This is a genomic window from Peribacillus sp. AS_2 (genome assembly GCF_026891895.1).
Classification (GTDB): Bacteria; Bacillota; Bacilli; order Bacillales; family DSM-1321; genus Peribacillus; species Peribacillus frigoritolerans.
In genome coordinates, this window is record NZ_JAPTGA010000001.1 from 466,483 (window position 1) to 479,417 (window position 12,935).

Annotated in this window: 16 protein-coding genes; 11 read left to right on the plus strand and 5 right to left on the minus strand. The window is 44.1% G+C overall.

The annotated features are described in order from the left end of the window. The first annotated feature begins 228 nt into the window (after nt 1-228). The 4 genes from OTG27_RS02200 to OTG27_RS02215 all read left to right on the plus strand — a co-directional run bounded on the left by OTG27_RS02200 (nt 229) and on the right by OTG27_RS02215 (nt 3,596). A complete protein-coding gene (locus tag OTG27_RS02200; protein ID WP_098864800.1) occupies nt 229-1,443 on the plus strand; it encodes an NAD(P)/FAD-dependent oxidoreductase in 1,215 nt (404 codons plus the stop codon). 202 nt (nt 1,444-1,645) lie between these two features. Beyond that, the gene (locus OTG27_RS02205) at nt 1,646-2,125 is read left to right on the plus strand and encodes an NUDIX domain-containing protein (RefSeq protein WP_096339402.1); all 480 of its coding nucleotides are present in this window, start codon (nt 1,646-1,648) and stop codon (nt 2,123-2,125) included. 107 nt (nt 2,126-2,232) lie between these two features. Next, complete coding sequence (locus tag OTG27_RS02210; protein WP_034310217.1) at nt 2,233-2,550, plus strand: YuiB family protein; 318 nt, start codon at nt 2,233-2,235, stop codon at nt 2,548-2,550. A 353-nt stretch (nt 2,551-2,903) separates the two neighbouring features. After that, nucleotides 2,904-3,596: a 3D domain-containing protein gene (locus OTG27_RS02215; RefSeq protein ID WP_048687644.1), complete on the plus strand. Its 693-nt coding sequence runs from the start codon at nt 2,904-2,906 to the stop codon at nt 3,594-3,596. A gap of 60 nt (nt 3,597-3,656) precedes the next feature. On the opposite strand, the gene OTG27_RS02220 is transcribed toward OTG27_RS02215, so the two are convergent. Then, on the minus strand, nt 3,657-4,445 hold the full coding sequence (locus OTG27_RS02220; protein ID WP_063574764.1) for a cobalamin-binding protein: 789 nt from the start codon (nt 4,443-4,445) through the stop codon (nt 3,657-3,659). Nucleotides 4,446-4,454: 9 nt separating this feature from the next. Continuing rightward, the gene (locus OTG27_RS02225) at nt 4,455-4,937 is read right to left on the minus strand and encodes a divergent PAP2 family protein (RefSeq protein ID WP_034310222.1); all 483 of its coding nucleotides are present in this window, start codon (nt 4,935-4,937) and stop codon (nt 4,455-4,457) included. Nucleotides 4,938-5,205: 268 nt separating this feature from the next. On the opposite strand from OTG27_RS02225, the gene OTG27_RS02230 reads away from it, so the two are divergent. Then, on the plus strand, nt 5,206-6,711 hold the full coding sequence (locus tag OTG27_RS02230) for a leucyl aminopeptidase (RefSeq protein ID WP_034310224.1): 1,506 nt from the start codon (nt 5,206-5,208) through the stop codon (nt 6,709-6,711). 63 nt (nt 6,712-6,774) lie between these two features. Here the strand turns inward: OTG27_RS02230 and OTG27_RS02235 are convergent, their stop codons facing one another. Continuing rightward, nucleotides 6,775-7,146 (minus strand): YuzC family spore coat inner layer protein, encoded by a 372-nt coding sequence (locus OTG27_RS02235; RefSeq protein ID WP_063574765.1) that lies wholly within the window; start codon nt 7,144-7,146, stop codon nt 6,775-6,777. Nucleotides 7,147-7,400: 254 nt separating this feature from the next. On the opposite strand from OTG27_RS02235, the gene OTG27_RS02240 reads away from it, so the two are divergent. The 6 genes from OTG27_RS02240 (at nt 7,401) to OTG27_RS02265 (ending at nt 12,284) form a co-directional block, all read left to right on the plus strand. After that, nucleotides 7,401-8,150, plus strand: a complete 750-nt coding sequence (locus OTG27_RS02240; protein ID WP_095679242.1) for a GTP cyclohydrolase II — start codon at nt 7,401-7,403, stop codon at nt 8,148-8,150. 13 nt (nt 8,151-8,163) lie between these two features. Beyond that, nucleotides 8,164-9,258 carry a bifunctional diaminohydroxyphosphoribosylaminopyrimidine deaminase/5-amino-6-(5-phosphoribosylamino)uracil reductase RibD gene (gene ribD / locus OTG27_RS02245; RefSeq protein ID WP_268936085.1) on the plus strand — a complete coding sequence of 365 codons (1,095 nt, stop codon included), beginning with the start codon at nt 8,164-8,166 and terminating at the stop codon, nt 9,256-9,258. A 23-nt stretch (nt 9,259-9,281) separates the two neighbouring features. Continuing rightward, nucleotides 9,282-10,379: an FAD-dependent monooxygenase gene (locus OTG27_RS02250; protein WP_268936086.1), complete on the plus strand. Its 1,098-nt coding sequence runs from the start codon at nt 9,282-9,284 to the stop codon at nt 10,377-10,379. Between the two features lie 15 nt (nt 10,380-10,394). Then, on the plus strand, nt 10,395-10,958 hold the full coding sequence (locus OTG27_RS02255; protein ID WP_034310235.1) for a 5' nucleotidase, NT5C type: 564 nt from the start codon (nt 10,395-10,397) through the stop codon (nt 10,956-10,958). 117 nt (nt 10,959-11,075) lie between these two features. Continuing rightward, nucleotides 11,076-11,474 carry a hotdog fold thioesterase gene (locus tag OTG27_RS02260; protein ID WP_034310237.1) on the plus strand — a complete coding sequence of 133 codons (399 nt, stop codon included), beginning with the start codon at nt 11,076-11,078 and terminating at the stop codon, nt 11,472-11,474. 90 nt (nt 11,475-11,564) lie between these two features. Then, complete coding sequence (locus tag OTG27_RS02265) at nt 11,565-12,284, plus strand: MOSC domain-containing protein (RefSeq protein WP_268936087.1); 720 nt, start codon at nt 11,565-11,567, stop codon at nt 12,282-12,284. A 53-nt stretch (nt 12,285-12,337) separates the two neighbouring features. On the opposite strand, the gene mnhG is transcribed toward OTG27_RS02265, so the two are convergent. Together mnhG and OTG27_RS02275 are read right to left on the minus strand one after the other, a co-directional pair. Continuing rightward, nucleotides 12,338-12,676: a monovalent cation/H(+) antiporter subunit G gene (mnhG, locus tag OTG27_RS02270; protein ID WP_048687653.1), complete on the minus strand. Its 339-nt coding sequence runs from the start codon at nt 12,674-12,676 to the stop codon at nt 12,338-12,340. Then, the gene (locus tag OTG27_RS02275) at nt 12,660-12,932 is read right to left on the minus strand and encodes a Na(+)/H(+) antiporter subunit F1 (RefSeq protein ID WP_370023645.1); all 273 of its coding nucleotides are present in this window, start codon (nt 12,930-12,932) and stop codon (nt 12,660-12,662) included. Before OTG27_RS02275 ends, mnhG begins: the two co-directional genes overlap by 17 nt. Nucleotides 12,933-12,935 lie beyond the last annotated feature (3 nt).

Sequence of the window (12,935 nt, forward strand, 5' to 3'; positions counted from 1 at the left end):
GAAAAAGTTCGGTTTGTTACTTGAAAAAGGTAAGGAAAAAGACTAATATTTACTTAGATATCATTTGGTAAATTTTTTATGAATCTTTTATGACATTTATGAAGTGTTACGTGAAATACGTCACAAATGTATAAGAGTGCTTTTTATAATGGAAATTATAAAGATAGACAATATATTTTAGTTATGGAAAGCATCACAAGAAAATATCGTAAAGGTGGAAGAATACTTTTGAAAAAGCCAACAATCGTTGTTTTAGGAGCAGGTTATGGCGGATTGATGACTGTTACTCGCTTACAGAAGGCGTTAGGTCAAAATGAAGCAGAAATCGTATTAGTTAACAAAAATGATTACCACTATGAAACAACATGGCTGCATGAAGCATCCGCTGGAACGCTTCATCATGATCGTGTGCGCTATCCAATCAAAAGTGTCATTAACAGCAAAGTTAAATTCATCCAGGATTCCGTTTTGGAAGTGAAAACGGAGAACAAAAAAGTCATCCTTCAAAACGGCGAAATTTCTTATGATTACTTAGTGATTGGTCTTGGACCTGAATCGGAAACATTCGGAATCCAGGGGCTAAAAGAATATGCTTTCTCTATCTCTAACGTGAACACGGCACGTAAAATCCGTGACCATATCCAATTGCAATTCGCGACGTACAGTACTGAGGCCGAAAAGAATGAAGACCGCTTGACGATCGTTGTAGGAGGAGCAGGATTTACGGGTATCGAATTCCTTGGCGAATTGGCTAACCGTGTCCCTGAACTTTGTAAAGAATACGACATCGATTTCCAAAAGGTCCGCATGTACTGTGTGGAGGCAGCCCCAGCCGTCCTTCCTGGCTTCGATCCGGAATTGGTGGATTATGCAGTATCTTACCTTGAGAAAAAAGGTGTGGAATTCAAAATCGGCACACCGATCAAGGGGGCGACTCCTGAAGGCATCATCGTGGCAAAAGGCGAAGATGAAGTGGAAGAAATCAAAGCGGGCACCGTTGTATGGGCAGCTGGAGTACGTGGAAACTCCGTGATAGAAGCTTCCGGTTTTGAAGCTATGCGCGGACGTATTAAAGTGAACCTTGACATGCGGGCACCGGGGCATGACGATATCTTCATCGTAGGGGATTGCGCTTTGATCATCAACGAGGAAATTAATCGTCCATATCCACCTACTGCACAAATAGCGATGCAGCAAGGTGAGGTCATTGCGAAGAACCTGACTAAATTGGTTCGTAACGAAAGCGACCTTGAAACGTTCACCTTCGAAAACAAAGGAACGGTATGTTCACTCGGTGAAGATAATGCGATTGGTGTTGTCTTCGGCAAGAAAGTTACAGGTAAGACTGCATCATTCATGAAGAAAATGGTTGATAACAGGGCATTGTTAATGATTGGCGGAGCCTCACTTGTTGCTAAAAAAGGTAAATTCAACGTCCTTTAATTTTTTCGATAGATCAATAATGGCCATTTGGGGATTGTCCCTGAATGGCTTTTTCATTGACAGCCCATCCATCGATGAGTGTGTCATAGCGGAGTATGCATTTTTTTTGTGTGGAATATAATGGGGATGACGAAGTTTGATCAAGGAAATTATCTTTGGCATCATCTTTACTAAATAATGATTGTAGGGGAAGTGGGTTTTGGTGGAACGTTGCAAAAATGTTTGGCTGGCAGTGTCCGGCCTTGTGATATCGGATAAAGGTGAGTGGCTTGTCGTGAACAAAAGGTATGGCGGATTGAAAGGGCAATGGTCGCTTCCGGCAGGTTTTGTAAAAAGTGATGAAACCGTCGATGAAGCTGTCGTAAGGGAAGTGCTGGAGGAGACGGGCATTCATACAGAAATCGAAGGCATCGTAGGAGTGAGAAGCGGAGTCATCAAAGGGGATATAAGTGATAATATGTTGATATTTTTACTTAAACCGCTTAGCTTTGAAGTAAATGCTCAATTGGATGAATTATATGAAGCGAAATTTTATCATCCTGATTTACTCATGAAGGAAGGGAAGCAATCGTTACTATTGGAACAGCTTTTAGCTTTTAAAAAGGAAAGAATGCAGACGATGCTTGACGGGTTGAATCCGGGAGATCAATTTGGATATACATCATATAAACTATTCTTGTAATTTGGGTAATTATCTTTTCTTCGGTATTATTTGGTATAAGTCGTTGACGCAGCAATTATTTTTTCAGTAAACTAAAGGTGTCGCTTTTAAGGAGGGTCAAGAATAACATGCCATTGCCTGTTTTAATTATCTCAATACTCTTATTTTTCATATTGTTTTTCGGAATTGGCTTTTTGCTGAATATGCTCTTTCGTTCTTCGTGGATCATGGTCTTCTTATTTCCAATCGTCTTCATCATCATTGTCAATGAAACAAAGCTAATAGAATATTTTAGGAATCCGGGAATATCTTTTTCCAATCTTGGTACGAACCTTACATCCCTGCATACGGCAGACATCATTATTTTATCAAGCGGGCTGCTTGGCGCGGTTTTAGCTGGTGTGGTCATCAGGATTCTAAGGAATAAAGGATATCAAATGTTTTAATAAGGGAAGGGCCGTCATTTATGGACGGTCCTTTTTTTTAGGCTGTTTTCGCATTCTTTGTTGCTATTTACCAAGTAGTGCGGTGTGGTTGATTTCCCCTCCAGATGCTCGCTTTCCGCGGGGCGGTGAGCATCCTCGGCGTAAACCCTGTGGGGTCTTCACCTGTCCCGCTGCTCCCGCAGGCAGTCTGGCACTTCCGCTCCAATCAACCTTAAATAGTTTCGTTTTAAAAACAACGATCTTTACGAAAAGAGCCTTTTTTGTAAGAAAAATTGGTTCTTTCCATGCTTTTTGAATACTTTCACTCCGTAAAGGGAACAAATATCCTTGTGAGAGGAGTGGAATTGATACATATGAAGATTGTAAAGGCATTATTTTTGAGGGTTGCTATTATCATATTATTTATCTTGGCCATCGAATCGACCTTGAATCATGTTTTTGGGGCAGTTCCTGAAGATCATCCTTTTGAAGAGGCAATGAGACAGCATCGAATGCTTGGTCTCGAATATAAAGCGATTCATAGTGGGGGGCAAGTGGCAACGCTAATGGCATCGGCATCCGCGAGCAATGGTCCCACGACGATAGCGGAGGCAATCGAGCTTTCGAAATACCCGAAGCATGAAGTTTTGGCTACAGGATATACAGCAGGATATGAATCAACCGGAAAGTACCCGGAAAGCCCATCTTATGGAATCACATATTCAGGGGTGAAGGTGAAACGGGATTTGTTTTCCACCATTGCCGCCGATCTTGCCATATTTCCTCTCGGAACCATCCTTTGGATTCCGGGCTATGGATATGGGGTTGTAGCGGACAAGGGTGGTGCGATCAAAGGGAATCATCTGGATCTATACTACGAAACGGTACAGGATGTGTACGAGAACTGGGGAAAGAAAACCCTTGAAGTATATGTTGTCCAAAAAGGGAACGGCGAGTTATCCGAACAACAGTTAAGCAGGTTGAATGAAACCAAGATCAAGCAGGTATTCAAGCCGAAAATCGCTGAGAAAACATTGAATGAGAATGTAGCTTCTTTTGCTTTTTAAAGAGGAAAGTGAAAGGCTGCCTCAATTGAGGCAGCCTTTTCCGTTTCATTTGGGACGCCCTTAGGGCATGCCTTTGTAGGCTTCAGGATGCAGAGTCTTTGCCAATATGGACAGCCCATCCAGCAAACGCGGGGAAGGCCGGCAGAATAATGGTTCTTCCATGATGTGAATATGGTTATTCCGGACGGCCTTCATATCAGTCCACCCTTGCCGTTTCTTGACAAGCGCAGGGTTTACTTTACGTAAAGGGACACCGACCCAAGCTAAGCAAATATGGTCGGGATCCTTTTTTTGGACCTCTTCGGAAGTGACTTGAATGCTTGCCATGTCGACATCCTCGAAAAGGTTATATCCTCCCGCAAGCGTACTGATCTCGGATAACCAATTAACTCCCCCGGGGCTGAATAAGGGATTAGGCCACCATTCCCAATACAGGGACGGCTTTGTTTCGATTTTATCGGCGATGTTTTTATATTGAAGGATGGCATCACGGAATTTGGCAGCCTGTTCCTCTGCTTTTTCCTTAAGATCCATCGCCTCGCCCAAGGTCAGTAAATCTTTTGCGATATCTTCAAGCGATTGCGGGTTGAAGATGATATGGGGGATGTTCCGTTCTTTTAGCCCCTCAATGTTTTTTTCCATGCCCGGTACACTCAGTGAAGCCAGCACCAAATCGGGTTTTAGTGATTCCACATGATCGATATCGATCGATAAGTCGGGCCCCACTTTAGGAAGATGCTGTAGGGTTTCAGGCCAATCAGAGTAGTCATCGATGGCGATCAGCTGATCTTCGATTCCTAGATATGTGCATAGTTCCGTATTGCTGGGGCAAAGAGAGATTATTTTCAAATTGAACACCTACCCTTGAAAGATGAAAAAGTGAAGTGCCAATGCAATGAATACTCCGGTCAAGGCTCCGAAAAATACCTCGATTGGCTTATGGCCCAACAGTTCCTTTAATTGCTGCTGTTTCTGTTTATCTGCTTTTTTCTGCCAGTTCTTTGCTTGCTCGACAAAGGTATTGAAGTCGGTAACGAGCTGGTTCAAGACGGCTGCCTGTTCTCCAGCCTGCCGTCTCACTCCTGTCGCGTCGAACATCGTGATGATTGCAAAGATCGCGGCAACGGCAAATACAGGGGAATCCATTCCGGTTTCGATCCCTACCGCCACGGTCAGGGCTGACACGGCCGCAGAGTGGGAGCTTGGCATACCGCCTGTGGAGTTAATGAGTGACCAGTTCACTTTGCGAAATGCTATGAAGTGGATGGGCACTTTGATGAATTGAGCAAAGAAAATGGCAATCAATGCTGCAATTAAAGGGAAGTTGAGTAATAATTCCAAGAGTATCAGCCTTCTTTCTAGTTATAAGTAAAGATGAAATCCATATATGGGTAAATGCATCCTGTTCGGAATAAGGCCCTTATTATTAGTTCCATTCAGTCCTGTCGATTCCCTGCCGGCATAAGTATAAATATGATCTTTCTTATACTATTACTCTAAAGTCACCCATTCTAAACAATATCCCTTGTTATTATTATTTTCGCGGCTTATTCGAAAATTTTTGAAGATTTCGTTATAATGAATGTAATAGAATGGAGGAGGTATCAGAATGTTCACAGTAAAAAATTCCTTAAATATAGATTTGATTGACGAATGCCTGATTCTAGGCGTATTTGACAGACCCGTAAAGTTCACAGGGATAGGAAAAGAAGCGGATGAACGATTGGATGGCCAGCTGACAGAGTTGGTGAAAGCCGGTGAAATCTCTTCCAAGAAAAAATCAGTGGTCAAAATACATACATTAGGTAAATTAAGCGTAAAGAGATTGATTTTTGTAGGGTTGGGCAAGGAAAAGGAGCTATCTTTTGAAACGCTCCGCGAAGCGTTGGGAAAAGCGCGTAAGACGATAAAAGAATCAAAGATTACGACACTTTCGATCGCGTTGGATACATTCACGACTGAAAATCTGGATGCATTGGATGCAGCGCATGCTTGTTCCGAAGCTTTTGAACTTGCATCCTATAAATTTGACGGATATAAGCAAAAATCGAACCAGGTCGAAAAAAGCCTTGAATCGATTACGGTTTACAGTGAATTTGATCAAGAAGAGGTCGGTGCCGCGCTTCATGTAGGGAGGATCTTCGGAAGGGCGACGAACTCAGCCAGAACATTGGTCAATACACCGGGCAATTTGCTGACTTCCACGGATTTGGCGGATTATTCATCTGCCTTGGGCGAACGTTATGGGTTTGAAGTGGAGATCCTCGAGAAGGAGGACATGCTCAAGTTGGGAATGGGCGCACTCCTTGCTGTCAATAAAGGTTCGGTCGAGCCTCCGAAAATGATCGTCCTGAAGTATCAAGGTAAGGATGAATGGAAGGATGTTATCGGGTTGGTCGGTAAAGGGATCACATTCGATACGGGTGGATACTCATTGAAAACGAAGGCTGGTATCGTTGGAATGAAGACGGATATGGGCGGTGCGGCAGCCGTTTTAGGTGCAATGGAAATCATCGGCGAATTGGGACCGGACCAAAATGTCGTGGCGGTCATTCCTTCCACTGATAACATGATCAGCGGTGATGCATTCAAGCCCGATGACGTGATCACTGCCATGAGCGGCAAGACGATAGAGGTATTGAACACGGATGCGGAAGGCCGTCTGGTTTTGGCGGATGCCATGACATACGCCAAACATCATGGTGCCGACTATCTTATTGACGTTGCCACTTTAACGGGTGGTGTCATAACGGCGCTGGGCATGGATATGACGGGTGCAATGACAAATGACACGGAATTCTATGAACAAGTGGTCAAAGCCTCAGAGGAGGCCGGGGAGCCCATTTGGAGATTGCCGATTACGGAAAAGGATAAAGAGCGGGTACGCAATAGTAAAATAGCGGATTTGAATAATTCACCTGGAGGGGCGGGACATGCGATCATGGGCGGCGCCTTCATCGGTGAATTTGCCGAAGACACTCCGTGGGTCCATCTGGATATTGCCGGAACCTCCACAACCTCGAGCAACTCCGAATTGTGCACATCGGGGGCTACTGGTGTCATGGCACGGACGCTTGCACTATTGGTAGAAACCTTTGAAACGAAAACAAGATGAACCCAAATATCCGAAGCCGAAAATAGGCTTCGGTTTTTTTACCAAAAAGGTGTTGGACGGACGTTATGTCTCCCTCCACTTCAAGCTGACGATGATATGGCAATTTTCTTCTCCTGCTTTAGGGTAGAAATCAAAACGGATCCCATCGGGGTTATACGTGATATCAGGTTCGTTCTTAATTCCTATCTTTCGGATCATATCGATCACGACATTTTTTTGCGATGCTTGGGCAGCAGTCATCAACCGGTTCGAGAAAGGCTTGGATGTGGCTATGGTATCCATGACCTTTTTTACATCAAGCATCAAAGATTGCGAGGTATTTGCCGATTTGACTAGCAGATCTGGATTGGTTGCCAAGTAGGGACGCAATGTCCGATTCCTGGCGTGAGGCGGAAATAGGATGGGATCATATAAAAAATAAGGGAAATCCTCCAAAAGGTTTCCTTCCTTTCATTAGGTCTGTCTATAGACACGTTTTCGTTATACGTTAAAATATGTATAAAGGCCAGCCGATATGATAGAGGTTTGTGAATGACCTTTTTCTGCAAAAAAACTTCTTGAAAATTATGATCAAAGACACACTATTATTTGTAAACTGCTTCATTGACAGGTATAGTGTATAGTAATATACTTACTTACCTAAAGTAAGGAGAAGGCACACTATAAATTATAAAATAGGTGATTTTAACATGAAAATAACCCAGGAAACAAAAGACCTTTTAATAGATAAAATGAATATCATCCAAACCCCCGGTAAAGCTGATATATGCCTTGTGGGACCTGTGAACTTGCCGGTTGAACAAGGAGATTTCTCAACGGTTTTCCAATGGTATACATGGCTTCAGCTTGACGGTTCGGATAATGACAAGGATACGGTGCTTGATTCGCTTTCGGAAGCGAACCTCGCTTTTGGACAGCAATCCTCCGTATTGGTTTATGGTGATTTTGAAAAGTCGGAGGATGCACTTGTCCGGATGCATAGCATCTGTCACACAGGTGATATCTTCGGCAGTAAACGCTGTGATTGTGGCTACCAGCTCCACCAATCGATGAAGATGATAGCCGAGCATGGGTGCGGGGCCATTTTTTACCTTGCGGACCATGAAGGAAGAGGGATTGGCCTGTTTTCCAAATCTCTTGCCTATTTGCTACAGCAGGAAGGTTATGACACGGTCGAGGCGAATGAGGCTTTAGGATTCGAAGACGATACGCGATCTTACGAGGGAGCCATTCGCGTATTGAGGGAACTGCGTAAGGATCCGGTTACTTTAATCACGAACAACCCCAAAAAGCTGGATGCCCTCATGAAGCATGGACTTGCGGCAAAGGACCATATTCCGCTATGGGGCGGTTTGACGGAAGATAATAGTTTCTATCTCGATACAAAGGTCAAGAAGTCTGGACATATACCCACAAAGAAGCCAACTTTGATTGTATAAAGGAGACTATAGAATGAATGATGATCAATATTACATGAAGCTGGCACTGGATTTGGCAGCCAGTGCTAAAGGAAAGACGAATCCAAATCCAGTGGTCGGGGCAGTCATAGTGAAAGACGGTGTGATAGCCGGGACAGGGATCCACCGTAAAGCGGGTGAACCGCATGCGGAAGTACATGCTTTTAAAATGGCGGGTGAGTATGCAGAAGGTGCAACGCTTTATGTGACTCTTGAGCCTTGTTCCCATTATGGAAAGACACCTCCTTGTGCAAATTTGGTGAAGGAATCAGGTGTCCGGCGAGTCGTGGTTGCGACTCAAGATCCGAATCCGGAAGTGGCCGGCAGAGGAATATCGATCATAAAGAATGCAGGCATTGAAGTTGAAGTCGGCGTCCTGGAAAAGGAAGCTCAAAGGCTGAATGAACGTTTTATTCACAATATGCTGACGGATCGTCCATTTGTCATATCGAAGTATGCGATGACTCTCGATGGAAAACTTGCAACCCACACAGGCCATTCAAAGTGGATAACAGGGGAAGAGTCACGTCATTCCGTTCATTTGCTCCGTGATGAAGTGGATGCCATCCTAGTTGGTATCGGGACTGTGTTGGCCGATGATCCATCACTGACGACCAGACTTCCGGAGGGCGGAGGGAAAAATCCAATCCGGATCATCTTAGACAGTGAATTACGGGTTCCATTGGATGCCAAAGTTGTAGAAGTATCAGATGCGAAGACCTTGATCGTAACGCAGGAAAATGCACCTGCGGATAAAATGGACCATTTACGTGAAAAAGGGATCGAATTCATTTTCGTCCCCAAAAACGAGACGGGACTGAATCTAACGGCATTAATGGAAGAGCTGTATAAAAAGGGGATTACGGATGTCTTGCTGGAAGGCGGAAGCGAAGTGAATGCCTCATTCCTCAGGGAGGGGCTCATTAATAAATACTTGATTTATATAGCCCCTAAACTATTGGGCGGCAGAAACTCACTGACACCGTATACTGGCATGAATGTGGATACGATGGATGAAGCGATGGATGTTTCCTTTTCTGGCGTGGAAACGTTTGGTGAGGACATACGCATCACGGCTTATCCAAAATAAAAATAGACAACAGGTGAAGAGGCATGATGGTTAAATCAGATGTATGCATAGTCGGTTCAGGTCCTGGAGGTGCCCTGCTGGCTTATCTATTGGCCAAGCAGGACATTTCAGTCGTATTGCTTGAAAGGCATTCTGAAGTTTCAAGGGAGTTCAGGGGCGAGTTCTTGAACGATGAAGGAGAGGGCATTCTTAAAAAGCACGGTTTATTCAATAGTGTGGAAAAACTTGGCTTGCTGAGGATGGAACAAATTGAATATTGGCATGACGGCCAAATATTCAAAAGCATTATCCCGGAATGGCCTGTCGATCATGTTGGGATACATGTCCCTCAAAACCATCTGCTTAAAGCCATATTGAATGAAGCCGAAAAGCTGGACTCCTTTCAATTGATGATGAATACGAGGGTTACCGACTTGATGCAGAATGAAATGGGCCGTTTTACGGGTGTCAAGGCCCGTAATGACGGAAATGACCTTGAAGTGCAAAGTCCATTGATAATCGGAGCGGACGGCAGGTTTTCCATCGTTCGAAAAAAAGCGGGAATACCAGTCGAGATTAAAGGTCATGGCTATGATTTACTGTGGGCAAAAATTCCTGCTCCGGAGGGGTGGAAGCCTTCGATCAAGATGGCATTGGTCAATGGCTCCCAGGTTGCCCTCTTCACCCAGGCCGGAGGTTTCATCCAAATTGGATGGAATATAGAGCATGGTTCATTTCCCTATTTGCGAAAACAGCATTTTGAACCATTCATTGAAGATTTGCTTCTTGCCTTTCCTGAATTAAAAAAGGTTGTATGTGAAAATATCCGCTCTTGGCAGGACTTCATTTTATTGGATGTTTACAGCAGCTATTGTGAGACGTGGACAAAGGATGGCGTAGCTTTATTAGGTGATGCAGCCCATACGATGACGCCTACAGGTGCGTTCGGACTCAATTGTGCCATGAAGGATGCCGATATATTGGCCGATCTTATTTCTGGATGCATCCTGCAGGGGGATACTGGCTTCCTTGGACTTAAAATGGCTGAGCCAAAAAGAAAAGCCGAGATTGAAAGATTACAGGCCATTCAGGTGGACAAGGAGATGTCCTTCGCATCACAGTTTGCTGCCGCTTATGTTTGAATAGGAGTGAAGGATATGAAATTCGGTTTTGATATTGACGATACCCTTATTAACTTGAGGGAGTTCGCGTTCCATCTTTATAATGAAAAGCTTAATACGAACATAGAGTTAACGAAATTCAGGGCTTTAAAGACGTTGGAGATCCATGAAGCTTTCGGGCTTGATAAAGAGGCTGGGGGCAAGATGTGGAACAGCCTGGCCGATGAAGTGTATTATTCATCCTGTCCAGCCTTCGAGGGCGCAGTGGAAACGCTGCAGGAGCTTGAACGCGATGGCCACGAAATCTATTACATCACCGCCAGGAAAGCGGAGCATGGTGAACGGACGAAAAAATGGCTGATCGAAAACGGCTTCCCGGTTAAGGATGACCATTTTTACTGCGGGATGAAGGATCATGAAAAAATTGATACGATCCGCAAATTGGAATTGGATTATTATTTTGATGATAAACCGGCAGTGCTGGAAACGTTATTGGATATTCCAACGAAAGTGTATGCAATGGATAACTCCTATAACAGGGAATTGGATATTCCGAGACTGACAAGCTGGTTTGAATTAAAAGAAATCCTCTCCAAATAATACATTTACATTATTGAAGGATGACTTGATAGACTTGAGTCATCCTTTTTTTGTATACTAATATGAATAACGGTTCATTTTTTTTGCTAAAAAAACAAGAGAGTCGGGGGTAATGGGATGGAGAGAAATATTGAAAATTCATTGATAGGCACGCTTGGGATTGAAATGAAAGAAGTGGGCGAGGGGAAAGTCATTGCGACGATGCCTGTGGATGAACGCACTAGGCAGCCGTATGGTTTATTGCATGGGGGAGCGTCCGTTGCGCTTGCGGAATCCGTTGCAAGCTTTGGAGGGATGATGCTGGTAGATAGTACAAAACAAGCTGTCGTCGGCCTTGAAATCAATGCCAATCATGTTAGGGGCGTCCGTTCAGGTGTTGTTACCGCAGAGGGGAACATCATCCATCGCGGGAAGACGACGATGGTGTGGGACGTGAAGATCCGTGATGAAGAGGATCATCTTATCTGCATTTCACGCTGTACATTGGCCGTTATCGACTTACCGAAGTCAAAGTAAATCAAAAGAACAATCGCAATTTGGCGCAATGATTCTATCCGGTTTACGTATAAGATGGCAGTAGACTATTGTATGAAAAGAGGTTTTTCTATGCTGGTGGGTCATATACAAGAAATCACCCGTCATCCTGTAAAATCATTCACTGGTGAACAGGTACAGAAAACGAAGGTGATGGACTATGGACTTTATGGAGATCGCAGCCATGCCTTTAAAGGCAAAAATGGGAAGTTCCTGACGATAACTCAAGTCCCGGAAATGGTCCGATATCAAGCTGCTTTTTCTGGTGAGGAAGCACTTGACCAATATCCGGAAATCCAAGTGAAGACCCCTTCTGGAAACGTTTTGACATGGGGAGAGCAAGCCTTTCAGGAGGAAATGGAAAGGTTGTTTAAACAGGAGGCAGCACCAGTTGTTTATCATCCTTCCCATATTCCGTTAGGTGCGATTGAAGAAGAAAACATCCTGCTTGTCAGTGATGCCTCGATTGGCGAATTGACAAAGCTTTGGGGAAAAGAACTGGATGGCAGGAGATTTAGGCAAAATTTAGTGCTATCTCTAGTGAACAAAACGCCCTTTTTAGAAGAGCAATGGTTCGGAAAAAGGATTTTTATTGGAAATGAAGTGGAATTGGAGATCAAAAGGCATTGTGAGCGCTGTATGATCATAACTGTCGATCCGAGCGATTCACATAGAGATCCATCATTGCTGAAAACTGTCGTCAAGGAAAGGGAAAATCATTTTGGCGTATATGCCTCGGTCATGCAAACAGGTGAAATCAGAGTGGGCGATGAGGTATTTTTAATAGATTGAAACAGAAAAGAGCTGCCCCTGTAATCAGGGCAGCTCTTTTTCAATGGCAGGGATCACCGGGTTTTCTTTAAATCATCCTGGACACTCCGATCCCACATTTTTACGCCAGTATGATAAGCCGAGCGCATGATTAAATGTCCGGCAACAGGACTGGTCATGAAGATGAAGATGATCGCGAGCACGACCCGGAAATCGAAATGGCTATGTTTATAATAAAAATATAACAAGGTGCCGATCAGGATGAACATGATTCCAAGTGTCGAGCTTTTTGAGGCAGCGTGATTTCTTGTATAGACGTCGGGCAGCCGGATGATGCCGAAAGCCGAGACTAAAAAGAGAAAGACTCCCATTAATAGGAATAGGGCCGATAGGATTTCAACGATTGCGGTCATCTTCGATTATCTCCCCTTTCTCAAGGAATTTGGCGAAAGCGACCGTTCCGATGAAAGATAGGATTCCGAGCAGAAGAATGGCTTCCAGATAAGCGCTTGTATCCATGACAATGGAGGCAAGTGCAACGATTGCGATAAGATTGATTCCCATTGCATCGAGTGCGATGACCCGATCCGGTACGGAAGGCCCTTTGATTAAACGGTATAAGAATCCAATCATGGAAAGCGAAACACCGAGCAACGCGATTTTAAGCATTAG

Bases quoted from the DNA above. Each gene is read 5' to 3' on its own strand.
- mnhG (WP_048687653.1), bottom strand. From the start codon at position 12,676: ATGACCGCAATCGTTGAAATCCTATCGGCCCTATTCCTATTAATGGGA.
- OTG27_RS02215 (WP_048687644.1), top strand. From the start codon at position 2,904: ATGAAGATTGTAAAGGCATTATTTTTGAGGGTTGCTATTATCATATTA.
- OTG27_RS02240 (WP_095679242.1), top strand. From the start codon at position 7,401: ATGAAAATAACCCAGGAAACAAAAGACCTTTTAATAGATAAAATGAAT.
- OTG27_RS02250 (WP_268936086.1), top strand. From the start codon at position 9,282: ATGATGGTTAAATCAGATGTATGCATAGTCGGTTCAGGTCCTGGAGGT.
- OTG27_RS02230 (WP_034310224.1), top strand. From the start codon at position 5,206: ATGTTCACAGTAAAAAATTCCTTAAATATAGATTTGATTGACGAATGC.
- OTG27_RS02210 (WP_034310217.1), top strand. From the start codon at position 2,233: ATGCCATTGCCTGTTTTAATTATCTCAATACTCTTATTTTTCATATTG.
- OTG27_RS02265 (WP_268936087.1), top strand. From the start codon at position 11,565: ATGCTGGTGGGTCATATACAAGAAATCACCCGTCATCCTGTAAAATCA.
- OTG27_RS02255 (WP_034310235.1), top strand. From the start codon at position 10,395: ATGAAATTCGGTTTTGATATTGACGATACCCTTATTAACTTGAGGGAG.
- ribD (WP_268936085.1), top strand. From the start codon at position 8,164: ATGAATGATGATCAATATTACATGAAGCTGGCACTGGATTTGGCAGCC.
- OTG27_RS02260 (WP_034310237.1), top strand. From the start codon at position 11,076: ATGGAGAGAAATATTGAAAATTCATTGATAGGCACGCTTGGGATTGAA.
- OTG27_RS02275 (WP_370023645.1), bottom strand. From the start codon at position 12,932: ATGCTTAAAATCGCGTTGCTCGGTGTTTCGCTTTCCATGATTGGATTC.